28 protein-coding genes are annotated in these 24,987 nt (G+C 66.1%); 12 read left to right on the top strand and 16 right to left on the bottom strand.

From position 1 onward, the window contains the following. Positions 1-2 precede the first annotated feature (2 nt). On the top strand, positions 3-470 hold the full coding sequence (locus tag ACQY78_RS04565) for a DUF2155 domain-containing protein (RefSeq protein WP_428683176.1): 468 nt from the start codon (positions 3-5) through the stop codon (positions 468-470). Here the strand turns inward: ACQY78_RS04565 and aat are convergent. From aat to ACQY78_RS04540, 5 genes are all read right to left on the bottom strand, one after another. After that, positions 407-1,057 carry a leucyl/phenylalanyl-tRNA--protein transferase gene (aat, locus tag ACQY78_RS04560; protein ID WP_428683174.1) on the bottom strand — a complete coding sequence of 217 codons (651 nt, stop codon included), beginning with the start codon at positions 1,055-1,057 and terminating at the stop codon, positions 407-409. The two genes, ACQY78_RS04565 and aat, sit on opposite strands and share 64 nt — an antisense overlap. 7 nt (positions 1,058-1,064) lie before the next feature. Continuing rightward, the gene (gene accC / locus ACQY78_RS04555; protein ID WP_428686323.1) at positions 1,065-2,408 is read right to left on the bottom strand and encodes an acetyl-CoA carboxylase biotin carboxylase subunit; all 1,344 of its coding nucleotides are present in this window, start codon (positions 2,406-2,408) and stop codon (positions 1,065-1,067) included. A gap of 15 nt (positions 2,409-2,423) precedes the next feature. Further along, positions 2,424-2,891: an acetyl-CoA carboxylase biotin carboxyl carrier protein gene (accB, locus tag ACQY78_RS04550; RefSeq protein ID WP_428683172.1), complete on the bottom strand. Its 468-nt coding sequence runs from the start codon at positions 2,889-2,891 to the stop codon at positions 2,424-2,426. Between the two features lie 22 nt (positions 2,892-2,913). After that, positions 2,914-3,384, bottom strand: coding sequence for a type II 3-dehydroquinate dehydratase (gene aroQ / locus ACQY78_RS04545; protein ID WP_428683170.1), 471 nt, complete (start codon positions 3,382-3,384; stop codon positions 2,914-2,916). Positions 3,385-3,449: 65 nt separating this feature from the next. Continuing rightward, positions 3,450-3,911 (bottom strand): MarR family winged helix-turn-helix transcriptional regulator, encoded by a 462-nt coding sequence (locus ACQY78_RS04540; RefSeq protein WP_428683168.1) that lies wholly within the window; start codon positions 3,909-3,911, stop codon positions 3,450-3,452. Positions 3,912-3,951: 40 nt separating this feature from the next. Between ACQY78_RS04540 and hppD the strand changes: the two genes are divergently transcribed. The 5 genes from hppD to ACQY78_RS04515 are packed head-to-tail and all read left to right on the top strand — an operon-like array spanning position 3,952 to position 9,397. Further along, positions 3,952-5,043, top strand: coding sequence for a 4-hydroxyphenylpyruvate dioxygenase (hppD, locus tag ACQY78_RS04535; RefSeq protein ID WP_428683166.1), 1,092 nt, complete (start codon positions 3,952-3,954; stop codon positions 5,041-5,043). A gap of 59 nt (positions 5,044-5,102) precedes the next feature. Then, on the top strand, positions 5,103-6,251 hold the full coding sequence (locus ACQY78_RS04530; protein WP_428683164.1) for a homogentisate 1,2-dioxygenase: 1,149 nt from the start codon (positions 5,103-5,105) through the stop codon (positions 6,249-6,251). A gap of 13 nt (positions 6,252-6,264) precedes the next feature. Further along, complete coding sequence (locus ACQY78_RS04525) at positions 6,265-7,257, top strand: fumarylacetoacetate hydrolase family protein (protein WP_428683162.1); 993 nt, start codon at positions 6,265-6,267, stop codon at positions 7,255-7,257. 29 nt (positions 7,258-7,286) lie between these two features. Further along, on the top strand, positions 7,287-7,931 hold the full coding sequence (gene maiA / locus ACQY78_RS04520) for a maleylacetoacetate isomerase (RefSeq protein WP_428683160.1): 645 nt from the start codon (positions 7,287-7,289) through the stop codon (positions 7,929-7,931). Next, entirely contained in the window at positions 7,928-9,397 is a 1,470-nt protein-coding gene (locus ACQY78_RS04515; RefSeq protein ID WP_428683158.1) for a hypothetical protein, read from the top strand. Before maiA ends, ACQY78_RS04515 begins: the two co-directional genes overlap by 4 nt. Here ACQY78_RS04515 and ACQY78_RS04510 read toward each other — a convergent pair. Both ACQY78_RS04510 and ACQY78_RS04505 read right to left on the bottom strand, forming a co-directional pair. Further along, entirely contained in the window at positions 9,394-10,170 is a 777-nt protein-coding gene (locus ACQY78_RS04510) for a DsbA family protein (protein ID WP_428683156.1), read from the bottom strand. The two genes, ACQY78_RS04515 and ACQY78_RS04510, sit on opposite strands and share 4 nt — an antisense overlap. 20 nt (positions 10,171-10,190) lie before the next feature. Then, positions 10,191-11,564: a M48 family metalloprotease gene (locus tag ACQY78_RS04505; RefSeq protein WP_428683154.1), complete on the bottom strand. Its 1,374-nt coding sequence runs from the start codon at positions 11,562-11,564 to the stop codon at positions 10,191-10,193. Here ACQY78_RS04505 and ACQY78_RS04500 point away from each other — a divergent pair. The 3 genes from ACQY78_RS04500 to ACQY78_RS04490 are packed head-to-tail and all read left to right on the top strand — an operon-like array spanning position 11,554 to position 15,076. Next, positions 11,554-12,927 carry a gamma-glutamyltransferase gene (locus tag ACQY78_RS04500; protein WP_428683152.1) on the top strand — a complete coding sequence of 458 codons (1,374 nt, stop codon included), beginning with the start codon at positions 11,554-11,556 and terminating at the stop codon, positions 12,925-12,927. The two genes, ACQY78_RS04505 and ACQY78_RS04500, sit on opposite strands and share 11 nt — an antisense overlap. Before the next feature lie 8 nt (positions 12,928-12,935). Beyond that, positions 12,936-14,087: a pyridoxal phosphate-dependent aminotransferase gene (locus tag ACQY78_RS04495; protein WP_428683150.1), complete on the top strand. Its 1,152-nt coding sequence runs from the start codon at positions 12,936-12,938 to the stop codon at positions 14,085-14,087. After that, a complete protein-coding gene (locus ACQY78_RS04490; RefSeq protein WP_428683148.1) occupies positions 14,084-15,076 on the top strand; it encodes a DUF3298 domain-containing protein in 993 nt (330 codons plus the stop codon). The genes ACQY78_RS04495 and ACQY78_RS04490 overlap by 4 nt, the downstream gene beginning before the upstream one ends. On the opposite strand, the gene ACQY78_RS04485 is transcribed toward ACQY78_RS04490, so the two are convergent. Further along, positions 15,073-15,546: a YybH family protein gene (locus ACQY78_RS04485; RefSeq protein ID WP_428683146.1), complete on the bottom strand. Its 474-nt coding sequence runs from the start codon at positions 15,544-15,546 to the stop codon at positions 15,073-15,075. The two genes, ACQY78_RS04490 and ACQY78_RS04485, sit on opposite strands and share 4 nt — an antisense overlap. A 49-nt stretch (positions 15,547-15,595) precedes the next feature. Here ACQY78_RS04485 and ACQY78_RS04480 point away from each other — a divergent pair, with 49 nt between their 5' ends. Together ACQY78_RS04480 and ACQY78_RS04475 are read left to right on the top strand one after the other, a co-directional pair. After that, on the top strand, positions 15,596-16,780 hold the full coding sequence (locus tag ACQY78_RS04480) for an acyl-CoA dehydrogenase family protein (protein ID WP_428683144.1): 1,185 nt from the start codon (positions 15,596-15,598) through the stop codon (positions 16,778-16,780). Positions 16,781-16,792: 12 nt separating this feature from the next. Continuing rightward, a complete protein-coding gene (locus ACQY78_RS04475; RefSeq protein WP_428683142.1) occupies positions 16,793-17,848 on the top strand; it encodes an acyl-CoA dehydrogenase family protein in 1,056 nt (351 codons plus the stop codon). Between the two features lie 177 nt (positions 17,849-18,025). Here the strand turns inward: ACQY78_RS04475 and tsaA are convergent, their stop codons facing one another. After that, positions 18,026-18,523 carry a tRNA (N6-threonylcarbamoyladenosine(37)-N6)-methyltransferase TrmO gene (tsaA, locus tag ACQY78_RS04470; protein ID WP_428683140.1) on the bottom strand — a complete coding sequence of 166 codons (498 nt, stop codon included), beginning with the start codon at positions 18,521-18,523 and terminating at the stop codon, positions 18,026-18,028. Positions 18,524-18,529: 6 nt separating this feature from the next. Next, a complete protein-coding gene (locus ACQY78_RS04465; RefSeq protein ID WP_428683138.1) occupies positions 18,530-18,739 on the bottom strand; it encodes a TOBE domain-containing protein in 210 nt (69 codons plus the stop codon). 156 nt (positions 18,740-18,895) lie between these two features. Between ACQY78_RS04465 and modA the strand changes: the two genes are divergently transcribed. Next, the gene (gene modA / locus ACQY78_RS04460; RefSeq protein WP_428683136.1) at positions 18,896-19,690 is read left to right on the top strand and encodes a molybdate ABC transporter substrate-binding protein; all 795 of its coding nucleotides are present in this window, start codon (positions 18,896-18,898) and stop codon (positions 19,688-19,690) included. On the opposite strand, the gene ACQY78_RS04455 is transcribed toward modA, so the two are convergent. From ACQY78_RS04455 to ACQY78_RS04430, 6 genes are all read right to left on the bottom strand, one after another. Further along, positions 19,674-20,069, bottom strand: coding sequence for a hypothetical protein (locus ACQY78_RS04455; RefSeq protein WP_428683134.1), 396 nt, complete (start codon positions 20,067-20,069; stop codon positions 19,674-19,676). The genes modA and ACQY78_RS04455 overlap by 17 nt on opposite strands. A 14-nt stretch (positions 20,070-20,083) precedes the next feature. Then, on the bottom strand, positions 20,084-20,464 hold the full coding sequence (locus ACQY78_RS04450) for a hypothetical protein (protein ID WP_428683132.1): 381 nt from the start codon (positions 20,462-20,464) through the stop codon (positions 20,084-20,086). Between the two features lie 94 nt (positions 20,465-20,558). Further along, positions 20,559-20,906 (bottom strand): winged helix-turn-helix domain-containing protein, encoded by a 348-nt coding sequence (locus ACQY78_RS04445; protein WP_428683130.1) that lies wholly within the window; start codon positions 20,904-20,906, stop codon positions 20,559-20,561. A gap of 58 nt (positions 20,907-20,964) precedes the next feature. Next, a complete protein-coding gene (locus tag ACQY78_RS04440) occupies positions 20,965-22,338 on the bottom strand; it encodes an FAD/NAD(P)-binding protein (RefSeq protein ID WP_428683128.1) in 1,374 nt (457 codons plus the stop codon). A 79-nt stretch (positions 22,339-22,417) separates the two neighbouring features. Continuing rightward, the gene (locus tag ACQY78_RS04435) at positions 22,418-23,848 is read right to left on the bottom strand and encodes an aldehyde dehydrogenase family protein (RefSeq protein ID WP_428683126.1); all 1,431 of its coding nucleotides are present in this window, start codon (positions 23,846-23,848) and stop codon (positions 22,418-22,420) included. Positions 23,849-24,025: 177 nt separating this feature from the next. Beyond that, positions 24,026-24,985, bottom strand: a complete 960-nt coding sequence (locus ACQY78_RS04430; RefSeq protein ID WP_428683124.1) for a Bug family tripartite tricarboxylate transporter substrate binding protein — start codon at positions 24,983-24,985, stop codon at positions 24,026-24,028. Between the last annotated feature and the right edge of the window lie 2 nt (positions 24,986-24,987).

The following is a 24,987-nucleotide window of genomic DNA, read 5'->3' as shown; positions in this document are numbered from 1 at the left end:
CGATGCGCGGGGTGATCGCGCTCGCCGTGCTCGCGGCGGGCATCGGTGCGGCTTTGGCGCAGACGCCGCCACAACAGCAGCAGCCTCAACAACCGCCCCAACGTCCGGGCAACGCCAACCTCCGGCCGGTGCCCGACGGGCCTGGTATCCGGTCGGCCGAGCTGCAGGGACTCGACAAGGTGACGGCCCGTACCCAGCGCTTCTATGCGCCGGTCGGGAAGTCGACCCGGTTCGGCACGCTGGAGATCACCGTGGGCGATTGCCTCGTGAACGTGCCGGAGGCGCCGCCCGAGTCGGTCGCCTATCTCACCATCATCGACCACAAGCCTGGCCAGGCGGAAGAGAAGCTGTTCGCCGGGTGGATGTTCGCCTCGACGCCGTCTTTGTCCGCACTGGACCACGGCGTCTACGATCTGCGGGTGCTCTCCTGCACCATGGCGCAGGGATCTTCGCCACCCAGCTCGCGCTGAAAGGCTGCCGGGCGGTCGATCGCCTGGGCCAGCAACGCCTTGAAATCGTCCCTCGCGATCTCGATCGCGCCGAAGCTGCGAAGATGCTCGGTCATGAACTGGCAGTCGAGCAGGGTGAATCCCCCCCTGATCAGCCGCGCCACGAGATGGACCAGCGCGACCTTCGAGGCGTCGCGCTCGCGGCTGAACATGCTTTCACCGAAGAAGGCGGCCCCCACCGAGACGCCATACAGGCCGCCCACCAGCCTGCCGTCGACGCGGCACTCCACGCTGTGGGCGTGGCCGCGCGCGTGGAGCTCCGTATAGAGAGCGACGATCGGCTCATTGATCCAGCTCTCGGGATGGCCCGGCCGCGGCTCGGCGCAGGCGCGCACCGTCTCGGCAAAGGCGGTGTCAGCGCTCACCTCGAAATGGCCGCTGCGAACCGTACGCGCCAGACGGTGCGACAGGTGGAAGGCTTCGAGCGGCAGAACCGCGCGCATGCGCGGATCCAGCCAATAGAGTTTGGGATCGTCGCGGCTCTCTCCCATGGGAAAGACGCCGATGCGATAGGCCTGGAGAAGGAGGTCGGGGGTGATCTCCAGCATGCCGGCACTATTTCTTGAGGCCGACCAGCTTCTCCAGCCAGTGGATGTCGTAGTCGCCGTCGATGAACGCCTGCTCGCCGATGATGCGGCGGTGCAGCGGGACGGTGGTGTCGATGCCGCCGATCACGAATTCCTCGAGCGAGCGGCGCAGGCGCATCAGGCATTCGTTGCGGCTGCTGCCGTTGACGATGAGCTTGGCGACCATTGAATCGTAATAGGGTGGGATCGAATAGCCGGCGTAGAGGCCCGAATCGACGCGCACGCCCAGCCCGCCGGGCGCATGATAGTCGGTAACGAGGCCGGGGCAGGGCACGAAGGTCTCGGGATTCTCGGCGTTGATCCGGCACTCGATCGCATGACCCTGGATCACGATGTCCTTTTGGGTGAGCGTCAACGGCGCGCCGGAGGCGATGCGGATCTGCTCGCGCACCAGGTCGATACCGGTCACCGCCTCGGTGATCGGGTGCTCGACCTGCAGGCGGGTGTTCATCTCGATGAAGTAGAATTCGCCGTCCTGGAAGAGGAACTCCATCGTGCCGGCGCCGCGATACTTGAGCTTGCGGACCGCATCGGCCGCCAGTTCACCGATCCTGTTGCGTTGCTCGGCGTTGAGCGCAGGCGAGGGCGCCTCCTCGAGCACCTTCTGGTGCCGGCGCTGCAGCGAGCAGTCACGCTCGCCGAGATGGATGCCGGCGCCCAGCCCGTCGCCCAGCACCTGGATCTCGATGTGGCGCGGTCGAGGAAGGTACTTCTCGAGATAGACCGCGTCATTGCTGAAGGCAGCCTTGGCCTCTGCACGCGCGAGCGAAAAGGCCTCGGCGGCGGCCTCGGCGTTGACCACGACCTTCATGCCGCGTCCACCGCCACCCGCAACCGCCTTGATCAGGACCGGCCAGCCGATCTTCGCGCCGAGTTCCACGACCTCTTCGATCGATTCGACCGGGCCGGGCGAGCCCGGCACCAGAGGCAGGCCGAGTTCCTTGGCGGTCTGCTTGGCGACGATCTTGTCGCCCATCATGGAGATATGCTGCGGCGTCGGGCCGATGAAGGTGAAGCCGTGCGCCTCGACCGCTTCGGCGAAGCGGGCATTCTCCGACAGGAAACCATAGCCGGGATGGATCGCATCGGCGCCGGCGATCGTCGCCGCCGAGAGGATCGCAGGGATGTTGAGGTAGCTGTCGCGGGCGGGAGGCGGCCCTATGCACACAGACTCGTCGGCCAGTCGCACATGCATTGCATCGCTGTCGGCGGTGGAATGGACCGCGACGGTCTGGATCCCCATCTCGCGGCAGGCGCGGTGGATGCGGAGCGCGATCTCGCCGCGATTGGCGATCAGGACCTTGTCGAACATCGGCACGGGCGGCCCTTACTCGACGATCATCAGCGGTTCGGCGAACTCCACCGGGTGGGCATTCTCGATCAGTATCTGCGTGACCGTGCCGGCCTTGGGGGCCTTGATCGGGTTGAAGGTCTTCATTGCCTCTATGATCAGCAGGGTCTGCCCGGCGGTCACCTTGTCGCCGACGGCCACGAAATTGGGCTTGCCGGGTTCCGGGGCGAGATAGGCGGTGCCGACCATCGGCGACTTCACGACGCCGGGATGCTTGGAGAGATCCGCGACGGCGGGCGCAGCGGCGGCTGCGGCTACGGAAGCCGAAGCGGCAGCCGGCGCCGCAGCCATCATGACCGGCGCCGCCTGCGCGACAGGTGCGGCCGGCCGGGCCACGCGGATGCGCCGCTCGCCATCCGCCAGCTCGATCTCGCCGAGTTTGGTTTCCTCGAGGATCGCCGCCAGTTTGCGGACGAACTCGGTATCCAGCTCGAACTTTGCCATGGAGAAACGCTCCCGATGTTGGTCAGCGTGCCAGCAGGCGCGCCAGCGCCTGGAGGGCAAGGAGATAGCCTTGAGTGCCGAGACCCGCGATCACGCCGACCGCAGCCGGGCTGATGTACGAATGATGGCGGAAGCGCTCACGCTTGTAGATGTTTGAAAGATGAACCTCGACGGCTGGCAACTCGGCGGCGTTCAGCGCGTCGAGCAGGGCCACCGACGTATGCGTATAGGCGCCGGCATTGATGATGATTCCGGAATTGCCCTCGCGGGCGGCCTGGATGCGGTCGACCAGCACGCCCTCGTGATTGCTCTGGGCGAATTCCACGCCCAGGCCCAGACGCGCGGCCTCGGCGCGGCACGCCGTCTCGACGTCCGCCAGCGTCTCATGGCCGTAGATCTCCGGCTGACGCTTGCCCAGCATGTTGAGGTTCGGCCCGTTCAGAACCAGCACCGGCTTTGTGACCGGCGGGTGTTGGGCGGCCTTAGCGGCCAATCCTGCCTCCCAGAGTGATACGAGGCGGGCGTTATAGCATGGGGAGTCGGGGCGACAAGGCGCCCTCAGGGGCGGTTTCTCAACAGCTTGGCATGTGCAAACAGCCGATCACACAAGCCGTTGAGGGTGGCGCGCTCCTCTGTCGACAGGGCCTCATAGAGTGCGGACTCGTACTTCAGCGCCAGGGGCACGATTTTGTCATGCATCGTGCGGCCTTTGGCCGTCAGCCTGAGAGGTTCCCGCCGGCGGTCCTCGAGATCGGTCGCCCGCTCCACCAGGCCGTGCTTCATCAGGCCGGCGACGGCCCGGCTGACCGCCACCTTGTCCATGACGATCCGCTGGCCCACATCGGAGGCGGTGAGGGGAGCGAACCGACCCAGGGCCGCCATCACCCGCCACTGGGTGACGCTCAGCCCGAACGGCTCGGCATAGAGATCGTGCAACGATTCGCTCACGAGCTGAGCGAGGACGGACAGCCGGTAGGGGAGAAAATTCTCCAGTTCGAGGGCTTGCGCTGCGGTCGGCATAATAGTTACATTTGAAACTAATTCAGCCGGGAGGTCAAACATGGCGAGTGTCAGCGAAGCCAAGATCCTGGAGATCGACGAAGTGAACCCGATGGGCACGGACGGGTTTGAGTTCGTCGAATACACGGCCCCCGATCCCGCGGCGCTCGGCGTCCTGTTCGAGAGCATGGGCTTCACCAAGGTGGCGAAGCATCGCTCCAAGGACGTCTCGCTCTTCCGCCAGGGTGACGTGAACTTCATCGTCAACGCAGAGAAGGAGAGCTTCGCCCAGGGCTTCGCGCGCGTGCACGGGCCCAGCGTCTGCGCGATCGCGCTGCGGGTGAAGAATGCCGGCGCGGCCTACAAGCGGGCCCTGTCGCTCGGCGCCTGGGGCGTCGAAGGCAAGGTCGGCCCGATGGAGCTCAACATTCCCGCCATCAAGGGCATCGGCGATTCGCTGCTCTATCTCGTAGATCGTTATGGCGAGCGCGGCTCGATCTACGACGTCGACTTCGAATATCTGCCGGGCGTCGATCACAACCCAAAAGGCGTTGGCCTCACCTATATCGACCACCTGACCCACAACGTGCATCGTGGCCGGATGGCCGAGTGGGCCGACTTCTACGAGCGGCTCTTCAACTTCCGCGAGATTCGCTACTTCGACATCGAGGGCAAGCTCACCGGCCTCAAGTCCAAGGCGATGACCAGCCCGTGCGGCAAGATCCGCATCCCGATCAACGAGAGCACCGACGACAAGTCGCAGATCCAGGAATATCTGTCGGCCTATCACGGCGAAGGCATCCAGCACATCGCGCTCGGCACCGGCGACATCTATGAGACGGTGGAGACCCTCAAGGCCAAGGGCGTGCCGTTCCAGACCGTGCCGGACACCTACTACGAACAGGTCGACGAACGCCTGCCGGGACACGGCGAGGACCTGGCGCGGCTTGCGGCCGATCGCATCCTGATCGACGGCGCCCCCACCAAGGGAGGCGGCCTGCTGCTGCAGATCTTCACCCAGACCGTGATCGGCCCGATCTTCTTCGAGATCATCCAGCGCCGCGGCAACGAGGGCTTCGGCGAGGGCAATTTCCGCGCCCTCTTCGAATCGATCGAGCTCGACCAGATCCGGCGCGGTGTGTTGAAGGCTTAGAAAAGCGAGCCAAACGAAGTAATCGGAATAAACGAAACGAGAGAAGGACGGAGGAAACCATGGCCAAGAACTGGATTCCGTTGCGCCAGGTCGAGGGCACCGCCTCGCGCCAGGCGCATGTCCGGCTGCCGGAGGGCACCTACGAGCGCGAGATCAGCAAGGAGGGCTTCTTCGGCCCCTCCGCGCAGTTCCACCACAAGCACAAGCCGACCGACTGGATCGAATTCGACGGTCCGATCCGGCCGCGCGCGCTCGATCTCAACAAACTGGCGACGGCCCGGACCAATCCCTGGGACTCCCCGCTCGTCATGGACAACAGCCACCTGCAGATGCGCTTCTGGCGTCTCGAAGGGCCGATGCCCGAGCTGGCGCGCAACAGCGACGGCGATCAACTCCTGTTCATCCACGAGGGCAACGGCGCACTGTTCTGCGACTACGGGCATCTCGACTATGCGGAAGGCGACTATCTCGTCATCCCGCGCGGCACGATGTGGCGGCTGGAGCCTGCGAAGCCCACCGTGTCGCTGATGATCGAGGCGACCAACGATCATTTCACCCTGCCGGAGAAGGGGCTGGTGGGCCGGCACGCGATCTTCGATCCGGCGATGCTCGACACGCCGCGCATCGACGAGGCCTTCCGCGCGCAGCAGGACGAGCATACCTGGAAGGTCTCGGTGAAGCGGCGCAACACGCTGTCGACCGTGACCTATCCGTTCAATCCGCTGGACGCGATCGGCTGGCATGGCGATCTCAGCGTCGTGCGAATCAACTGGCGCGACCTGCGGCCGCTGATGAGCCATCGCGCGCACCTACCCCCGTCGGCGCACACGACATGGGCCACCGGCCGGTTCGTGGTCTGCACCTTCGTGCCGAGGCCGTTCGAGAGCGACCCGGAGGCGCTGCGGCTGCCGTTCTTCCACAACAACGACGATTTCGAAGAAGTGATCTTCTATCACAAGGGCAGTTTTTTCAGCCGCGACAACATCCATCCGGGCATGATGACGGTGCATCCGACCGGCTTCACGCACGGGCCGCATCCCAAGGCGTTCAATGCCGCGACCAAGGGCGGCAAGACCGAGACCGACGAGGTCGCGGTGATGATCGACACAAGAGACGCGGTCGATGTCGCGGTGATGCCGGCCGGCGTCGAGTTCGAGGGATATGTCAAGTCCTGGCGGCCGCCGGACGTGAAGCAGGCCGCGGAATAGGGAAGACGCCACAATGAAACTGGGATCGCTCAAGGAAGGCGGCCGCGACGGCACGCTGATCGTGGTCAACCGCGACCTCACGCGCGGCGTTCGGGCCACGACGGTGGCGCCGACGCTGCAGAAGGCGTTCGACGACTGGGCGACGATCGCGCCCAGGTTGAGGGCGCTGGCCGAGCAACTCGAGGACGACAAGGCCGTGGGCTCGTTCGAGATCGATACGACGGCGCTGGCGGCGCCGTTGCCGCGTGCCTATCAATGGGCCGACGGCTCGGCTTACGTCGTGCATGTCGAACTGGTGCGCAAGGCGCGCGGCGTCGAGATGCCGCCGTCCTTCTGGACCGACCCGCTGATGTATCAGGGCGGCTCCGACTCCTTCATCGGTCCCAACGACGAGATCGAGATGGCGGACGAGGCCTGGGGCATCGATTTTGAGGGCGAGATCGGCGTGATGGTCGATGATGTGCCGATGGGCATCTCACCGGAGGCGGCGCGAAAGCACATCAAGTTGGTGACGATCCTGAACGACGTGTCGCTGCGCAACGTCATCGTGACCGAGCTCGGCAAGGGCTTCGGCTTCTTCCACGGCAAGCCCGCGACGGCCTTTGCGCCGGTCGCCGTGACGCCCGACGAGCTGGGCGATGACTGGAACGGCGCCCGGCTCGACCGGCCGCTGATTTCCACGCTCAACGGCAAGGAATTCGGTCATCCGAATGCCGCCACGGATCTCACCTTTGATTTCGGCCAGCTCATTGCGCACGCGGCACGCACACGGCACCTCGAAGCGGGGACGATCGTCGGATCGGGTACGGTGGCCAACCGCGATTCGGCCGTCGGCTGCTCCTGCATCGCCGAGCGGCGCGTGCGCGAGACGATCGACGGTGGCAAGCCCGTGACGCCGTTCATGAGCTTCGGCGATCATATCCGCATCGAGATGTTCGATCGTGCGGGCAAGTCGATCTTCGGGGCGATCGACCAGAAGGTCGTGCGCTACACGCCGCCCGCCTGAGCCGTGCTACAGTGGCCGCGGAGGCGGTCATGAAGCTCATCGGCTATTTTCGGTCCTCGGCGGCGTACCGCGTGCGCATTGCCCTCAACTTGAAGGGCATTGCGGTCGAACATGCGTCGCGGCATCTGCGGAGGGGCGAGCAGTTCTCGTCGGACTATGCCACGCTCAATCCGCAGAAGCTGGTGCCATCGCTGGTGCTCGACGACGGGGCGGTGCTGACGCAGTCGCTGGCGATCATCGAGTATCTCGAGGAAACCCATCCTGAGCCTCCGCTGCTTCCCCGCGACCCGGTCGGCCGCGCCCATGTGCGCGCGCTGTCGCTGATCGTGAGTGCGGACATTCATCCGATCCAGAACCTTCGCGTCATGGCCTACCTCCGTCACAAGTTCGAGCAGACGGAGGAGAGCGCCTTCGCCTGGTCGCGGCACTGGATCGAAGCCGGCTTCGACTCCTATGAGGCAATGCTGACAAATGGCGCTGGGAAGGGGACGTTCAGTCACGGCGACCAGCCAACCATGGCCGACATGTGCTTGGTGCCGCAGGTCTTCAACGCCACGCGGTTTAAGGTCGACATGAAGCGCTATCCTACGATCCAGCGCATCTATGATGCCTGCATGAAGCTTCCCGCTTTCGACGCGGCCCAACCCTCGAAGCAGCCGGACGCGGAACCGTGAGAAAATCCGTTCTCGTTCTCGGCGCCGTGCTGGCGCTGGTCGGTATTGGCGCCGCTTCCGTGCCTTTTGCGGAGGATTTCGCCGCCTCTCGCCTGAAATCGGACCTTGCGCGCAATGGCGTTCAGGTCGAGGCGGTGAAGGTGGGGCTTTGGGGGCGCGGCGTCTCGTTGCGCAACGTGGTGGGCGGTCCGAATGGCGAGCTGAAGATTGATGAGTGGGAAGTCTCGGGGGTGGCGTGGCCGCTGGACGAGTTGCTGAAGGGACGCCTGCCGTTCCGGGGACTCGACTGGGGCGATCCTCTTCATGTGGCGCGCCTGCATATGCGCAATTTCCGGCTGGCCGAACCCGATGCGAGCAATTCCTGGGCGATCGGCGAGCTGACCGGCACCAACATCGACCTGCCGCGCTACGATTCGACCTATGAAGGGCCTTTTCGCAACCAGGTGATGGTCGCCCGCCTGCTGGGGGCGTTGTCCGTAGAGCACCTTGAGCAGCGCGATTTCATCTACGTCTCGCTCGAGCAGATGAGCCAGAGCGTGGGGCGGCTTTCCCTCGCGGGCTACGCGCACGGCCTGATCGATGCGCTGGAGATGAAGGATTTCCAGGTGAAGCCGGCGGACGCCCGGATGGCTGGTCTCACGGTCGCCGACACCACGGCACGCGGTATCGATCTGCGCCGGCCGATCGCCAACGCCTCGTCGATCGACTGGGAACCCGGCATGCCGATCGGTCGAGTTCCCGTGGCCGAAGGGCGGATGTCCGGCTTCGGCGGTGATCTCATGACGCGCTACGGCCTGTCGCTGGGCAGTGTCTCCGTCGAGACGGTGCCTGAGGGCGAGTTCAGTCGCTCCCGCGCACGCGTCGAGGATTTCGTGCTGGCACCCTCCCTGCGCAGCGTCGAGGCCTTGGGAATGCTCCTCGCCCTGCAGTCCATGAACCTCAAGGAAGTGAGGCTGGGCTTCGATTGCAGCACGCTCGAGGACCGAGCCCGCCACGCCCTGAAGGTCGAAGGCTGCAAGCTGAGCGGCCATGATCTCGCCGAGATTTCATTGACCGCCCAGGTGATCGATACCGACGACGAATTCTGGCGAGCCATCGACGAGGCCGATCTCTTCGGCCTGCTGGGCACCAAAGCGGCGCTCTCCTCGGCAAGGCTGGTCTTCGCCGACAAGAGTCTCCTGCAGCGCGGCCTGCAGGCCAAAGCGCGGCTGAGCGGCCAGCCGGCCGCCGCCGAGCGGGCGGCACTCGCGGCCGAGATTCGGCGCTTTCAGCCGGCTGGCGTGCTGATAACGCAGGACATGTCGAAGATGTTCGACGCGGTCGCCCGGTTCGTCGAGCAGGGTGGCACGCTCACGCTCGACGCGTTGCCGCAACCTGCTCTGGGCCTCGAGAAGCTCGACTATCTCCTCAAGCCGGGCGCCGATCTCGTGAACGCGCTCGGCCTGACTGCAACGGTATCGCGCTAGCTCTTGCGGGCGTCGGCGATCAGCGCCTTCAGCGAGTCGGCGTCGACCGCGCCCGGCACGAACTGCTTGCCGATGACGAAGGCCGGCGTGCCGCGCACGCCGAGGGCGCCGGCGAGCGCCATGTTGCGGTCAATCATCTGCTTGAGCTTGGGGTCTTCCATGTCCTTCTCGAGCTGGGCGACGTCGATGCCGACCGAAGCCGCCATCTCGAGGATCTTTGCCCGGTCGAGCTTGCCGTTGAACTCCATCAGCGCATTGTGCAGGGCCTGATGCTTGCCCTGCTTCATCGAGGCGAGGGCGGCGAGGGCTGCGATGCGCGAGGGCTCGCCCAGGATCGGCAGGTCCTTGTAGATGATCTTCACCTTGCCGTCGGCGGCGGTGACCGACTTCACCGCCTGGTAGGCGCGCTTGCAATAGGGGCACTGGTAGTCGTTGAACTCGACGATGGTGACGTCGCCCGACGGATTGCCGGCGGTGGGGCTGTCGGCGTCGCGGAACAGCTCGGCCTCGTTCTGGCTGATCGCCTTGATCGCCACGGCATCGCGCTGCGTGTCCTGCTTGCGCTCGAGTTCCTGCATCGCCTCGACGAGCACTTCCGGATTTGCCATCAGGTACGCGCGGATGCTCTTGCCGAGGTCGGCCGGCACAGAGGCCGCGCTGTTGGAGGGGGGAGCCGCAGACGCGGTCGCGGCGTCTGGCAAGATGGTGCGGGTTGCCGCGACGGCACCGACGATCATCAGTCCGGCCACTGCGGCCAGTAGAAGGGAACGCATCGTTTGTTCTCCAGAGCCGACTATTTACGGGGCCGGCTGTTGATGTAGGCTTTCAGATCCTGCGCGCGCTGCCACGCAGGCGTCCCGGCGGTAAGCTGGCGAGACGCAGTTTCCGCATGGGACTGGGCTTCGGCACGCTGGCCTCGGAGGGTCGCCATCTCCGCCCGGGCGAGGGAGGTCATACCCTGATTGCCGAGCTTGGAGTAGCCCGATGCCATGAGACGCCAGAGTTCGAAGTTGTCGGACTCCTGCTGCATGGCGAGGTCGAGGTTGCGCATCGCCTCGCGGTCGTTGTCGGGATTGTTCACGTCGAGCAGCGCCCGCGCGAGGTCGATCTTCAGGATCGCCGCCGCCGGCGCGAGCTGTACGGCACGGCGATAGGACGCAATGGACTCCGCAGCGCGCCCGTTCTCGTAGAGCATCTGAGCGCGCACTTCATGAAAGTAGGGATCGTTGGGATATTCCTTGAGCAGCGCGTCGATCGTCAGCAGCGCCGAGCCCAGCGCCCCCTTTCGATAGAGCGCAATCGCACGGGCGTACCGCGCCGGCAACGACCGGTCGGCTTCGGCATATCGCTGCAGGGCCGTGTCGGGCGCCACGAAGCCGTAGAGCTTTGCCACCATGCGCTGGTGAAGCATGAGGAATTGCGGCGTGTCGGGTGTATTCGCGTACGGGGAGTTCGCGGCGGCCTGCTCGAAGGCCGAGATCCGCTCCGGAGTCAGCGGATGGGTCGTCAGATAGGGGTCGCGGCGGTTGATCGCGAGCTTCTCCTCGCGCTGCAGGTAGCGGAGAAACTCGACCGTGCCCTTGGGCGACTGGCCGGTCCGCTGCAGGTAGGTGATCGCCGCCTGGTCGGCCGCGCTCTCCTGGGTCTGGGTGTACTTGAGGAAAGACATCAGCGAACCCGGCACCATCGGCCGGCCGGTGCCGCCGCCATGGCCGCCGCCGCTGCCGCCCGCGGCAGCGCCGCCCGCCATTCCCCCCGCCATGGCGCCGCCGGCCAGGATGGTCTCGAGAATCTGCAGGGTGGACAGGTTGCGCAGTTCCTCCTGCATGCGGGCGAGATGACCGCCGGCGATGTGGCCGCTTTCATGCGCCATGACGCCGATCAACTGGTTCGGCCGCTCGGTCCGCATGATCAGACCGGTGTTGATGAAGATGCGCTGGCCGCCGGCCACGAAGGCGTTGAGGGAGCCATCCTGGACGAGCATGATCTCGACACCGTTGGGGTCGAGACCTGCGGCCTTCCAGATCGGGATCGTGAAGGTGCGGATCGTGCTCTCGATCTCGGCGTCACGGATCAGATTGAGGCGTTGACCTTGCTGAGCCGTCGCGGCACGAAACGGTGCCAGCGCGAACAGCGCCAGACATAAGAGGGTGGTGATGCGTTTCAACAAGGTCGACACGGGGCTCAGGCAAGCTAGGAACGGGCGGCGACCGCGTCAATTGCGCAACACGGCCCTGATCGGCGTTCTCTTGCTGGCCGGTTGTGGCTTTAGTGAGACGGACCGGGAACGGGAGCGCGCCGAGAATGCCGCCAATCCCGCCAATCAGCCGCAAAACACGAGAGGCTATTCGGTCGTCAGCAAGGGCAGCAGTTTTGCAGCGACCACTGCCGAGGAAGGGCGAGCGGCCGAGGTCGGGCGCGAAATTCTTGAGGCCGGTGGAAATGCCACCGATGCCGCCGTCGCGATGTATTTTGCACTCGCTGTGACCCTGCCGTCCGCGGCATCGCTCGGCGCATCCGGCGCGTGCATCGTCCACGACGAGAAGACGAAGAAGGGTGAATCCTTCGTGTTCGCACCGGTCGCGGCGCCGGGCGCAGTGAAGGGTACGCCCTTCTCGGTGCCCACGGGTGTGCGCGCCATTACCTTGATGCATGTCCGCCACGGCCAGTTGCGCTGGGAACAGACGGTGTCGCCGGCGGAGCGGCTGGCCCGTTTCGGCTTCCAGGTATCCCGCGCCCTGGCGCGCGACATGCAGGCGGGTGGGTCTCTACTCGGCGCGGACGCCGAGGCGCGGCGGATCTTCGGCAGCGTCACGGAGGGAGCGCTTCTCACCCAGCCAGACCTGGCCGGCGTACTGGGCAGCATTCGTCAGCGTGGCGGGGCGGAATTCTTCCAGGGCGCCCTGGCGCGCACCTTCTCCGAACAGGTCTCGCAGGCGGGTGGCAGCCTCCCGGTCGATACGCTGCGCGCGGCAGTTCCGATCGCGTCGGCCCCCATGTCGGTCAGTCACTTTCGCAGCCGCGTCTACGTGGCGCCTGCGCCGGCGGCCGGCGCCGCCGTCCTTGCGGGCTGGAATGGGCAGCAGCCGGCCGGCGGTACACCGGTCGATTCCGGCGGCTTCGCGGGATTCGCCGCCGTCGACAGCAAGGGTGGGGCGGCTGCCTGTGCGGTCTCGATGGGGCAGCTCTTCGGCGCGCGCGTCGTCGTTCCCGGCAGTGGCATCATGCTCGGCTCGCCCAATGCCGAGGCAGCCTCAGTCAGTCCGATGATCATCGCCAATCCCGGCAATGGCGAGTTCACCTTCGCCGCTGCGGGCGGCGGCGGCCCGACGGCCGCTCAGGCCGTCGGCTACGTCGCGCGTGAAGTCGTCGACCAGGATCGCAATCTGGCGACGGTTCTCGCAAACCGCCGGGCACAGGGCGGCTTCGTGAATGCCATCGTCTGTCCCTCGGGACTGCGCGGCAAACCCGAAACCTGCCGAACGGGGGCGGATCCCGCGGGCGCCGGCCTCTCGACCATCCCTCAATAGGCAGCAACATGTCAGGCAAGCTCTCGCGCCGCTCGGGCGGTGTCGATGCTTTCATCGTCATGGATGTGATGGCGGCCGCCGCCGAGAAGGAAGCGGCGGGCGACGTGGTCATCCATCTCGAGGTCGGACAGCCGAGCACGCCGGCCCCGAAGGGTGCGCTCGCGGCAGCCCATGCCGCCCTTGACGCGGACAGGATCGGATATGTCGCCGCGCTCGGGATGCCGGCACTTCGCGAACGTATTGCCCGTCACTACCGTGAGGCCTACGGCGCCGACGTTTCGCCGGAGCGGGTCGTCGTCACGACGGGATCTTCCGGCGGGTTTCCGCTGGCGTTTCTCGCGAGCTTCGACGCCGGCGACCGGGTGGCACTCGCCGCTCCCGGCTATCCGGCCTACCGCAACATCCTGGCGGCGCTCAATCTGGAGGCGGTCGATCTGCCGACCTCGGCGGCGGATCGGTTCCAGCCGACGGTCGCGGCGCTGGAGAAAGCGGGGCCTCTCGACGGGCTGATCGTTGCGAGCCCGTCCAACCCCACCGGCACGATGGTGACGCGTGCCGAACTGAAGGCGCTGGCCGATTGGTGCAACGGCAATGGGGTGAGGCTGATCTCCGACGAGATCTACCACGGCATCGTCTACGAGGGCGAAACCCACTCGGCCGTGGAAGTGTCCGACACGGCGATCGTGGTGAACAGCTTCTCCAAGTATTTCTCCATGACCGGCTGGCGCGTGGGCTGGCTGGTCGTGCCCCCCGACATGGTGCGGCCGATCGAGCGGCTGACGCAGAATTTCTTCATATCGGTGCCGACGCTCAGCCAGCATGCGGCGCTTGCGGCCTTCGAGTGCCGCGACGAGCTCGATGGCCATGTGAAGCGCTATCGTACAAATCGCGACCTGCTGATGGCCGGCCTGCCGGCGGCCGGCCTCGACCGGCTGACGCCCGCCCAGGGCGCGTTCTATATCTATGCCGACGTCTCGCACCTCACCAACGACAGCCGCGACTTCTGCAGCCGGATGCTGCGGGAAGCCGGCGTGGCCACGACACCCGGTATCGACTTCGACCGCGCGCGGGGGGCGGGCACCTTGCGAATCTCATTCGCGGGCTCGACCGCGGAGATGGAGGAGGCGGTGCGCCGCCTGAAGCAATGGAGGCGGGTATGAGAGCTCTTGCCGTCGCAGCTCTGGTCGCGCTCTTTCCGGTCGCTGCCCTGGCGCAAAGCGGGCCGAGCTTCGATTGCGCCAAGGCGTCCAATGGCGCGGAGCGGGCGATCTGCAAGGACCCGGTCATGGCGAAGGCAGACCGCGAGCTGTCCGGCCTCTATGCGGCGCTCCTCGCCAAGCTGAGTGGACCGGCCAAGGAGAGTCTCGAGAAGAGCCAGGTGCGCTGGATCGTCGGCCGCAACCGCGCCTGCGTCCCGAACGACGATCCCGATGTCATCGTGCGCTGCCTGAAGACACGCTATGCCGATCGCATTGCCGATCTGAAGGCTTCGGCTGCGGGTCCCTATCCCTTCATCGAGGACCAGTCGATCGAGAAGGCCGGGAAGGTCGGAAAAGTGACCTATGCGATCGACCTCCGCTATCCGCGGTTTGCCGGCACGACGGCAGACTTCACGTCCATCAATCGCCTCTATTCCGAGGCGGCAGCGAAGGCTGCGCGCGAAACCACACCGACTGCCGATGCCGGCGTCGATCGCGAGCAGGAATGGCAGGCCGAACAGGGCTACTCGCTCTTTCGCCCCGATCCCAATGTCATCACCGTGGCGCTGACCTTCTGGGTCTTCACCGGCGGAGCCCATGGCTATGGCAGCACGAGCTGCACGCTGGTGGACCTCCGGACCGGCAAGGTCGTCACGCCCGAGGGTGTGTTCGCACCCGGCTCGTCGTGGCTTAAGGAGGTCGTCGCGATCGTCGGCGCCGATCTCAAGAAGCAGTTCGTCGACAATCCCGGCTTCGAGGACGCGCTGCAGCCGATCAAGCTCACCAAGACCGTCAACACGAGCGGGCACTTCTGCTGGCAGGCCGACAAGCTGCAGATTTACTTCAACCAGTACGAGGTCGGCCCTTACTCGGCCGGTCCCTATACGGTCGACATTCCCTATGCCCGGCTGAAGCCGCTGCTGCGCGCCGGCGGTCCCATCTCCCGCTAGTGGAGCTTGCGCCGGTCTCGCGCCGGGGATGAGGAGGCGGGTGTCGCGCGCCCGGTCGCGACCGGCGGCACCGGGCCGGAATGGTGGCTTGTCATGTGCCAGCCGTCGGTCATGCGCACATACAGATTGCTCGCCATGAGTTGGCCGTTGGGCAGCACCTCGCGGCAGATGACGAGCGCAAGACCAGGGCGACCGACGACCCATTCCTCTGTGCAGCGCACGCGCGGTGCCTCGGGGTGCTTCATGATGGCACGCCAGCTCGCCATAATTTCCGCGCGCTCGTAGAGGGCGGCCTGCCCCGGATGCAGGCAGATCACCGAGCCCGTGGGGGCCCAGATCTGCTCCATGGCGGCGGCATCGCGATCGTTGAAGGCCTTGTAGAAGGCGCGGTTCGCGGCCAGGACGGCCTCGCGTTCTTCATCGTCGAATTCCGCCAAGAGCGGCGGCAGGCGTGGTGGACGGCGGGGCATTCGACCCTCGAAACTCCCGGGTTGCGCGGCACAGGATTAGCCGACAGAGATGAGGCATCCAACTGTCGAGATGATGATGTCCATTCCCAAGCTCGAATTCCCGCCATTCCATCTGCCCCCCGAGGCCGAAGCCTTGCGGGGCGAGGTCCGCGCGTTCCTCAAGGAAACGCTGCCCAAGATCAAATCTGAGGATCGCTTCGCGAGCTGGAACACGCCGTCTCCAGAGTTCAGCAAGGCGCTGGGCGCGAAGGGCTGGCTGGGCATTACCTGGCCGAAGCAGTATGGCGGCGCGGAACGTACCTTTCTCGACCGCCTGGTGGTGACCGAGGAGCTTCTCGGCAACAGCGCGCCGGCCGGATCCCACTGGGTCGCCGACCGTCAGTCGGGCCCGCTGCTGCTGAAGTTCGGAACGGAACAGCAGCGCCAGGCCATCCTGCCGCGCATTGTGCGCGGCGAATGTTACTTCAGCATCGGCATGAGCGAGCCTGATTCCGGCTCCGACCTCGCCTCCGTGCGCACGCGCGCCGAGCCGGTGCCGGGCGGCTTCCGCGTCAACGGCACCAAGGTCTGGACCTCGGGCGCGCATCGCAACCACTACTGCATCACGCTGGTACGCACCTCCGGGCAGCATGGCGACCGCCACAAGGGTCTGAGCCAGCTCCTGGTCGACCTCAAGACGCCGGGCGTGACCATTCGTCCGATCATCAATCTCGCCGGCCGCCACGACTGGAACGAGGTGACCTTCTCCGACGCTTTCATCCCCGAGGATTGCCTGATCGGCAACGAGGGCGACGGCTGGCTGCAGGTCACGAGCGAGCTGGCCTTCGAGCGCTCGGGCCCCGAACGCTTCATGCAGAACGTCTACGTGCTGCGCGAATTGGTGCGTGTGCTCGGCCGCCAGCCGGCCAAGGGCGCGAGCGCCATCCTCGGCCGCCTGATCGCGCGGCTGTGGACCCTGCGGCAGATGTCGACCGCGGTCGCCGGCATGATGCAGGGCGGCAAGTCGCCCGCCATCGAAGCGTCGCTGGTGAAGGATCTCGGAACGATCTACCAGCAGGACCTGCCGGAGATCGCGCGCGCGCTGGCGGAATCCGATGCCACGACCGAGGACGATCTCGCCGACTTCCTCGACGTCGCGCAATACGCTTCGATGATGGCCCCGAGCTACACCATCCAGGGCGGTACCACCCAGGTCCTGCGCGGCATCGTCGCCCGCGGCCTCGGCCTGCGCTGAAGGAGACAGATCATGGACCGCGATACCCGTGACATGCTGCTGGAGACCGCCAGCCGCTTCTTCGCAGAGCGCGCCGGCAAGGACGTCGTGAACGGCGTCGAGAAGGGCGTGTGGCCTGCCGATCTCTGGAAGGAGATCGAGGAGATGGGCCTGCCGCTGATTGCCGTTCCCGAGGAGCAGGAAGGCGTCGGTGGCACCGTGGCCGACCTGATGGCGATGCTGCGTGTCGCCGGCGAGCATGCCGTGCCGGTGCCGGTCGCCGAGACCGCGCTGGCCAACCTGCTGATTGCGGCCGCGGGCGGCAAGCCGGCGAGCGGACCGTCGACGGTGGCGCTGGGCGAGCTGTCGCTCCAGGGCAATCGCGTCTCCGGCAAGGTCGCGCGCGTGCCGTTCGCTGGCGTCGCCGAACGCTTCGTCTCGATCGTCACGGCCGGCGGCAAGGCGACGCTGGTCGTCGTGCCGCGTGACGCGGTGAAGATCGAGGATACGCCGAGCCATGCCGGCGAGCCCTATGGCACCGTGACGTTCGACGGGGCCACGCCCGAGTTCTCGGCGCCTTCAGCGATCAGTGCCGACCGCGCGCTCGAACTCGCGGCCCTCGCCCGCGCCATGCAGATGGCGGGCGCCGCCGACAAGGTGCTCGTGACCGCGACGGAATACTGCAAGCAACGCGTCCAGTTCGGCCGCCCCATCTCCACGTTCCAGGCCATCCAGCACATGCTGGCCGAGTTGGCGAGCTACGTGGCGGCGACGATCGCCTCGGCAGAAGCCGCGTCGCGCGACGCCGACGAGGGCGGACTGGAGACGGGGGGCAGCTTCTCGATCGCCGCTGCCAAGACCCAGTGCTCCGACTTCGCGCACCGCATCGCCGCCATCTCGCACCAGTCGATGGGCGCGATGGGCTTCACTCACGAACATATCCTGCACCACTACACGCGCAGGCTCTGGGTGTGGCGCCGCGACTTCGGCAGCGAGAGCTTCTGGGGCGAGAAGATCGGCGAGTCCTTCGCCAAGGCCGGCAAGGACGAGCTGTGGCCGGCGCTCACCGAGAGCCGCTACGCCGCCTGAAGACGCCGTCTTCATTGAAGGCTCTGAACCCGAACGGCGCCCCATGAGGGCGCCGTTCTCATTCGGAGGTTGGTCTGGCCGGTGCAACGACGGTACGGCCTCTATCGATCCGTCCCAGGGCGACCGGCACGCCGTAGACATCCGACGCGCCGAGCAGGGCGAGGGCGCTGCGCCTTTTCATTTGTCGCCGATCTGGAAATCGCCGGGCTGTGCCGGCGCCAGCGGCTCGAACAGCGTTCGGTCGGGTTTCACGTCGAGCAGCGGTGTGCCGTCGAGACAGTCCATGCCGCGCACGAGCAGGACGGGTCCTTCGATCTTTACGAGCCGGACGATCGACGTGCCGATGGGATTGGGCCGCACGGGGGTGCGCAGCGAGAAGACGCCGCGCGCCTGGCCATCGTTGCGCGGGCTCTGGTGGACGAGATCGCGCCGCGATTCATGCAGCCAGTAGAGGACCTCCAGCCGCTCGAACTCGGCGATCCCGAGCAGGCCGTCGGCCCAAGGGGCATCGAACTCAAGGCGGCAGGTCGGGCCGTCGAGCCGGCCCTGCCGCGGCGTCTCCAGCCGCGACGTCCAGGGCGTGCGGATACGCCCGATGAAATGGAGGGAGGCGTCGAAGCGGTCCGGCGGATCGACCGCCCGCTCGCCCCGGCGGATCTCGTTCAGCCGGACCATGTCGAGCTAGTCGTCGAGGCCGACCATGACGTCGGATGCCTTGACGATAGCATAGGCTTCCTGGCCGGCTTGCAGGCCGAGCTCGTCGACCGCCTCGTTGGTGATGGCCGCCGTGACGATGATGCCTTTCACGTCGATCCGGACATGGGCAGTCGTCTGGCCCTTCTTGACCTCGACGATGGTGCCCTTCAACCGGTTCCTGGCGCTGATCCGCATGAGTCCTCCCGAGGCTTCGGCGGAAGCATAGGGTCAAGGGTTCTTCATATCCATTAATTCATAACGACCGTCGTTTATCTACGAAATACGTGAATCTGGTGGATATACGATATGTACAATGGGATATATCGCGTGTCGTTTGAACTGGAGGACTAGATGCTGGGTACTCGTCGTACATTCACGTCTGTACTCGCCGTGGCCGCTTTCGTGCTGGCGGCGGGCGGTGTCGCGCACCAGGCGGCCGCCCAGGGCAAGGATGTCGTCATCCTCGCCGCCGCCAGCCTGAAGAATGCGCTCGACGAGGCCTCGGCCGCCTGGACCAAGCAGACCGGCAAGGCGACCAAGATCTCCTATGCCGCCAGTTCGGCGCTGGCCAAGCAGATCGAGGGCGGCATTCCGGCCGACATCTTCATCTCGGCCGATGTGCCCTGGATGGACTATGTCGCGGAGCGCAAGCTCATCAAGCCGGCGAGCCGCTCGGACTTCCTCGGCAACCAGATCGTCCTGATCGCCGGCAAGGACTCCAAGATCGATCTCAAGATCGACAAAGGGTTCAACCTGCGTGGCGTGCTGGGCAATGACGGGCGTCTGGCGATGGGCAGCGTCGAGGCGGTGCCGGCCGGCAAGTACGGCAAGGCGGCACTGGAATATCTCGGCGTCTGGCCATCGGTCTCCGAGCGCGTGGCCCAGGCCGAGAACGTCCGCATGGCGCTGACTTTGGTCTCGCGTGGCGAGGCGCCGCTCGGCATCGTCTACAGGACCGATGCCGCCTCCGATCCGGCCGTGCGCATCGTCGGCGCATTCCCCGCCGATTCGCACCCGGCCATCATCTATCCGATGGCGCTGCTCTCGACCTCGACCAATCCGGAGGCGCAGGCCTTCGTCGACTTCCTGAAGACGCCGGCGGCCAAGCGGTTCTTCGAGAAGCAGGGCTTCACTGTATTGAAGTAGGTTCCATCGCATTGCCGCCGGCGAGGAGCAGGGATCGTCCCAGCTTCTCGGCGGCCGATGCGGGCATGGAGAAACCGACCGTGGCGGGGCCGACTGCCACGGCGAGCAGCGTCTCACCGCCGGGCAGGCCGCCGACGCTCAGTGAATCCGTCGGCACCAGGGAGAGCTTGGAACCGGGCGGCTCGTGTTGCGGCAGGGCGCAGCCCAGCAGGAGAAGCAGTGGCACCAGCCGCTGCAGATCCGCGGCCGGAATCGTGAGGGTGGAGCGCCTGCCATCGTGACCGACCAGGGTGATCAGTACGGCGTTGCCCTGCGGAAGCAACTCTCCGCTGACCTCGGCGGCCTGGCCGAAATCGATTCGTTGATCTGCGCCCCTCATCGGCTTGAGGACATCTAGTTGAAAGTGGCGTGCGGCTGCGCCCCGTCGTTGCGGACCAGCGAAGTGGCCAGCCCGCCGGCATCCGCGGGTGTCAGGGCGAAAGACACCTTGAATCCGTCGGGCGTCGTCATCGTGAGGATGGTGCTGTCGCTGCCGGCGGCGGCCTCGAGCGAGAAGCCGCCCATCGGATAGACGACCTTCAAGGTATCGTCCTTGTAGCGTGCCTTCAGGGCCTTCTCGATCACGTGGGGCAGGGTCATGAGGAGCGCGCGCAGGCAATCGACCGGCAGGATCACCGAGGCCGGCTGGCCGTCGACGCTTTCGAAACCGAGACGGAACGAAACGCCTGTCGGGTCCACCTGACAGTCCGTCAAGCCCTTGCCGACGATCTCCATGGCCGACCCCTCGCTGCCGTGAATTACGCTATATCCATTAAGATATAACGCGCGAAGACGCAAGCGGCCTGCCGGGTGCAAGTCGCCGGGAAGCCTAGTGGAGCTTGGCCTCGGGCGGGGTGAGCAGGCGGGCCAGCGAGCGGATTTCAGGTGAGGAGGCGCCGTAGGCCCGCCGCTCCATCTCGCGATACAGGCGGACGATGTCGTTGCCGGTCTCCGTCACCGACGTGCCGCCGCCGCCGCCGCCGCCGGTCTGGGCGGTCACCACGGGTTCACGGAACATCTGGTTCATTTCGTCGACCAGCAGCCAGGCCTGGCGGTAGGACATGGCCAGCGCGCGACCCGCGGCGGAAATCGATCCGGTCTCGTTGATCAGTTCGAGCAGGCGGACCTTTCCGGGTCCGATCGAGCGTTCACCGCCGAAATCGATCCGGAGATGCAAGGAAGTCTTGTCGGCCGGTTTGGCTGCGGCTTTGGCTGGTCGGCGTCCCATTCCGCAATTATGCGGCTGGACTGACGGCAAGACCAGACGGCTCGCGGAGCTGCGCGATGAGCTGGTCGGCCACGGCCGCCGCCTGGATCCGGATATCGGGAATCGCCACGATTTCAGTGTAGCGGCCGCGCGTCGGCGGACCCAGGACGAAGAGGTGCTTCGAGGGAGTTCCCTCCCTGGACAGGAGCGCTTCGTCCTCGGCGATATCGAGGCCCTGATTGAGGGGATCGGGTCGCAGCAGCCCGTCCTTCACCAGTTGCGCGTGGAGGGGCAGGCGGACGTCGACCTCGTTGCGCGGGCCGCGGCAGTCGACGACGCGGTCGAAGCGGCGCTGGTCCCGCTCGGTCGATCCGCGACGGATGATGGTGACTTCGACCTCGTCGTCCGTCGTGCGGCCGATCTCGATCCGCCCCGAGACGATCGACAGCTGACCGCGTGCCCTGGCCGCATCGATCTGTTCGCCGATGTGCGGCGCGACGCGATGGCGATGGATGTCCCACCACGGGCGCAGGTGGCGCAGGAAGCGGCGCCGCTGGTCCAGGTCGAGTCCATGCCAGAGTTCGTTGTTGTGCGGCCGCAGGAGCTGCATGAGGCCTGGCCAGCCCAGGCCGGCCCGCAGCTTGGCGCGGAACCGGGCGGTGCGTTGCGACAGGCTGCCGGTGAAGAGATCGCTCGTGTCGGCGTCGGGCGTGGGGATTGGCGCCGGCGGATGGTGATGCGGCACCAGCCCGCGCCGCGACAGGGCGACGATGGGGCCCTTGTGGCCGTGCTCCAGCAACGAGATCAGCACGTCGATCATCGTCAGGCTGGTGCCGATCAGCAGGATCGAGGCATCGGGCACGAGGCCGGCGATGGCGTCCTCGCGCCAGGGATTTCCGCGATAGGCGCCGGAATCCTTCGAGGGTGGGCGATGGCCGGTCGCCAGGACAGCCTTGCGAGCCCGGAGCGGGACATGGTCCTCGATATCGACTTCGACACCGTCCTTCTCGTGGCGAATGCCGACGACGACGCCCCCGATCATCTCGAGGCGGCCGTCGGAACGCCGGACGGTATCGGCCAGCAGGTCCTGCAGGTACTGGCCGTAGATGGCGCGGGGAACGAAATCCGTCGGTCCGAAGCCGCGGCCGTCGCGCGCCAGCCATTGCACGAAGTGGTCGGGCTCGTCGGCCAGGGCCGTCATGTCGCTGGCGCGGACATTGAGCAGGTGGCCGAGGCAGTGCGTCGAATAGGCGACCCCTAACCCCGGATGGGCGTCGCGCTCGATCAGTGCGACGCGCAGGTTGGACTTGCGGACGAGCTGCGCGGCGAGCAGCACGCCGCTGGCACCGCCCCCGACGATGGCAATGTCGACGGGCGAAGGTGACGATTCGGAATGCTGCATCGCCGAAGTATGCAGATGGTCCGCCGCGAATGCCAGCAACCGAGCTGCGACCGCTCGGCGCTGGCTCGACGATGAGGCGTCAGGCCGCTTTGTAGCCGATGACCGCCTTGGTCTCGAGGAACTCCTCGAGTCCCCACTTGCCATACTCGCGGCCGTTGCCCGACTGCTTGTAGCCGCCGAACGGGGCGGCAGTGTCGCCCATCGGATAGTTCACATGGACGTTGCCGGCGCGCATCTGCGCGGCGACCTTGCGGGCGTGCTCGAGATCGCTGCCCTGCACGTAGGCGGCGAGGCCGTAGATCGTGTCGTTGGCGAGACGGATGACCTCTTCCTCGTCCTTGTAGGGAAGGATGCAGATGACCGGCCCGAAGATTTCCTCGCGCGCGATCGTCATATCGTTGGTGACGCCGGCGAACACGGTCGGCCGCACGTAGAAGCCGCGGTTCAGGTTCTCCGGACGGCCGACGCCGCCGGTCACCAGTTCCGCGCCCTCGTCGATGCCCTTCTGGATCAGGCCCTGGATCTTGTTGAACTGGGACTCATTGACCACGGGGCCGAGCCTGGTGGCCGGATCCTGCGGGTTGCCGACCACGAATTTCTCGGCCGCAGCCTTGGCGATCTGCTTCACCTCGTCATGACGGTCCTGCGGCACGAACATTCGAGTGGGCGCCGTGCAGGACTGGCCCGAATTCACCATCATGCTGTTGATGCCCTTGGTGACGGCCATCTGGAAGTCGACGTCGGGCAGCAGGATGTTGGCCGACTTGCCGCCGAGTTCCTGCGCCACGCGCTTGACCGTGAGGGCGGCGGCCTGGGCCACGCGGATGCCGGCGCGGGTCGAGCCGGTGAACGACATCATGTCGATGTCGGGATGGCTCGACATCGCCTCGCCGACCACAGAGCCGGAGCCCTGGACCAGGTTGTAGACGCCCTTCGGTGTGCCGGCGGCGTGCATGATCTCGGTCCAGATGAGGGCATCGATCGGCGCCTCTTCCGACGGCTTCAGGACCATGGTGCAGCCGGCGGCCAAGGCCGGCAGGACCTTGCAGGCGATCTGGTTGGTCGGCCAGTTCCACGGCGTGATGAGGCCGCAGACGCCGATCGGCTCGCGCGCGATCAGCGTCGTGCCTTCCACCGTCTCGAAAGGATACGTTTCGAGCACCGAGATCATGCGCTCGAGATGCGCCGTGCCACGGCCGGCCTGGATGGTGCGCGCGAACTCGAGCGGCGCGCCCATCTCGCGCGAGATGGCGTCGCCCACGTCGTTCCGACGCTTGTTGTATTCGGCCAGGATGGCGCGCAGCAGGTCGAGCCGCTCCTTGCGGCTGGTGCGGGAGAAAGCGGGGAAAGCGGCCTTGGCGGCGGCCACGGCACGATCGACGTCGGCGGCGCTGCCGACCGAAATCTGAACGTAAGCCTCCTCGGTCGAGGGATCGATGACGTCGAGCAGGGCGGGCACGATCGGGTCCACCCATTTGCCGTCGATATAGAAGTGCTTCGCGTGCTGCATGGTCAGATCCTTGGATTGAAGTTGGGAGGGCGCCAGGCCGGGGGGTGACCTTCGATATATATAAATAAATATAACGAAGGGAAAGAGCGCGATGGGCCGTCGTGGACTCCAACGAGTGGGCGCTCCAATCGTTGCACCAATGTGAATGCAACGAGCCGGGGTGGGCCGCCCGCTAGCTCACTCCGGCTCGATGCCGGCGACCTTCATCATCTCGCGATAGAGTTCGATCTCGGCGGCCATGATCCGGCGCATCTCGTCGGGGGAGCAGGGCGCGATCTCGGAGCCGCCCTGTGCCTGGCGCTCGACATAGCCGGGATCGGTGATGGACTTGAGCATGGTCTCGCGGAGCCTCGCCATCACGGGCTGCGGCACGCCGCGCGGCATGAGGATGCCCGTCCAAGTCATCAGCTCGAAGTCGGGGATGCCCTGCTCGATCAGGGTCGGGATGTCGGGGGTGAGCTTGTAGCGGCCGCGGCTGCCGACGCCGAGGCAGCGCACGGTGCCGGCCTTCACCTGGGGCAGGCTGGTCACCGGGTCGGCGAAGCACATCTGGACGTGGCCGGCCATCGTGTCCTGCAGCGCCGCCGGGGTGCTCTTGTAGGGCACGTGGAGCATGTCGATGCCCGCCTTGGCCTTGAGCAACTCGCCCGAGATGCGGGTCGAGGCGCTGCCCGAACCGAAGTTGATTCGGCCCGGCTGGCGCTTGCACAGGGCCACGAATTCGGCAGCCGTGTTCGCCTCGACCTTGGGATTGACGATCATGAACACCGGCGCGCGGCCGATGATCGTGACCGGGTCGAAATCCTTCAGCGGATCGTAGGGCAGGGACTTCATCAGCGCGACGTTGGATGCCGCTGCCGTGTTGGAGCAGACGAAGATCGTCTGGCCATCCGGCTTGGCCTTGGCCGCGGCTTCGGCCGCGATCGCGCCGTTGGCGCCGGGCTTGTTCTCGACGACGGCCGGGACGCCGAAGGTCTTGTTGAGGCCTTCGGCGATGTTGCGCGCGCTCTGGTCGGTCGCCGACCCCGGTCCGAACGGCACGAGGATGCGAATCGGGCCGTTCGGGAACGTGTCTGCTTTCGCCGCGCCGCCGAGCGAGAGCGCTGCTGCGCCGGCGATCAGGGAGCGGCGACGCATGG

This window comes from Reyranella sp. (assembly GCF_965279625.1).
In the GTDB taxonomy this organism is placed as follows: domain Bacteria; phylum Pseudomonadota; class Alphaproteobacteria; order Reyranellales; family Reyranellaceae; genus Reyranella.
The sequence above is the reverse complement of the archived record's forward strand: the minus strand, read 5'-3'. Positions and strand labels throughout refer to the sequence as shown.

Excerpts from the sequence above, each read along its gene's own strand:
- ACQY78_RS04565 (WP_428683176.1), top strand. The coding sequence starts at position 3 with ATGCGCGGGGTGATCGCGCTCGCCGTGCTCGCGGCGGGCATCGGTGCG.
- aat (WP_428683174.1), bottom strand. The coding sequence starts at position 1,057 with ATGCTGGAGATCACCCCCGACCTCCTTCTCCAGGCCTATCGCATCGGC.
- accC (WP_428686323.1), bottom strand. The coding sequence starts at position 2,408 with ATGTTCGACAAGGTCCTGATCGCCAATCGCGGCGAGATCGCGCTCCGC.
- accB (WP_428683172.1), bottom strand. The coding sequence starts at position 2,891 with ATGGCAAAGTTCGAGCTGGATACCGAGTTCGTCCGCAAACTGGCGGCG.
- ACQY78_RS04540 (WP_428683168.1), bottom strand. The coding sequence starts at position 3,911 with ATGCCGACCGCAGCGCAAGCCCTCGAACTGGAGAATTTTCTCCCCTAC.
- hppD (WP_428683166.1), top strand. The coding sequence starts at position 3,952 with ATGGCGAGTGTCAGCGAAGCCAAGATCCTGGAGATCGACGAAGTGAAC.
- ACQY78_RS04530 (WP_428683164.1), top strand. The coding sequence starts at position 5,103 with ATGGCCAAGAACTGGATTCCGTTGCGCCAGGTCGAGGGCACCGCCTCG.
- ACQY78_RS04525 (WP_428683162.1), top strand. The coding sequence starts at position 6,265 with ATGAAACTGGGATCGCTCAAGGAAGGCGGCCGCGACGGCACGCTGATC.
- maiA (WP_428683160.1), top strand. The coding sequence starts at position 7,287 with ATGAAGCTCATCGGCTATTTTCGGTCCTCGGCGGCGTACCGCGTGCGC.
- ACQY78_RS04510 (WP_428683156.1), bottom strand. The coding sequence starts at position 10,170 with ATGCGTTCCCTTCTACTGGCCGCAGTGGCCGGACTGATGATCGTCGGT.
- ACQY78_RS04500 (WP_428683152.1), top strand. The coding sequence starts at position 11,554 with ATGCGTTTCAACAAGGTCGACACGGGGCTCAGGCAAGCTAGGAACGGG.
- ACQY78_RS04495 (WP_428683150.1), top strand. The coding sequence starts at position 12,936 with ATGTCAGGCAAGCTCTCGCGCCGCTCGGGCGGTGTCGATGCTTTCATC.
- ACQY78_RS04490 (WP_428683148.1), top strand. The coding sequence starts at position 14,084 with ATGAGAGCTCTTGCCGTCGCAGCTCTGGTCGCGCTCTTTCCGGTCGCT.
- ACQY78_RS04485 (WP_428683146.1), bottom strand. The coding sequence starts at position 15,546 with ATGCCCCGCCGTCCACCACGCCTGCCGCCGCTCTTGGCGGAATTCGAC.
- ACQY78_RS04480 (WP_428683144.1), top strand. The coding sequence starts at position 15,596 with ATGAGGCATCCAACTGTCGAGATGATGATGTCCATTCCCAAGCTCGAA.
- ACQY78_RS04475 (WP_428683142.1), top strand. The coding sequence starts at position 16,793 with ATGGACCGCGATACCCGTGACATGCTGCTGGAGACCGCCAGCCGCTTC.
- tsaA (WP_428683140.1), bottom strand. The coding sequence starts at position 18,523 with ATGGTCCGGCTGAACGAGATCCGCCGGGGCGAGCGGGCGGTCGATCCG.
- ACQY78_RS04465 (WP_428683138.1), bottom strand. The coding sequence starts at position 18,739 with ATGCGGATCAGCGCCAGGAACCGGTTGAAGGGCACCATCGTCGAGGTC.
- modA (WP_428683136.1), top strand. The coding sequence starts at position 18,896 with ATGCTGGGTACTCGTCGTACATTCACGTCTGTACTCGCCGTGGCCGCT.
- ACQY78_RS04455 (WP_428683134.1), bottom strand. The coding sequence starts at position 20,069 with ATGAGGGGCGCAGATCAACGAATCGATTTCGGCCAGGCCGCCGAGGTC.
- ACQY78_RS04450 (WP_428683132.1), bottom strand. The coding sequence starts at position 20,464 with ATGGAGATCGTCGGCAAGGGCTTGACGGACTGTCAGGTGGACCCGACA.
- ACQY78_RS04440 (WP_428683128.1), bottom strand. The coding sequence starts at position 22,338 with ATGCAGCATTCCGAATCGTCACCTTCGCCCGTCGACATTGCCATCGTC.
- ACQY78_RS04435 (WP_428683126.1), bottom strand. The coding sequence starts at position 23,848 with ATGCAGCACGCGAAGCACTTCTATATCGACGGCAAATGGGTGGACCCG.
- ACQY78_RS04430 (WP_428683124.1), bottom strand. The coding sequence starts at position 24,985 with ATGCGTCGCCGCTCCCTGATCGCCGGCGCAGCAGCGCTCTCGCTCGGC.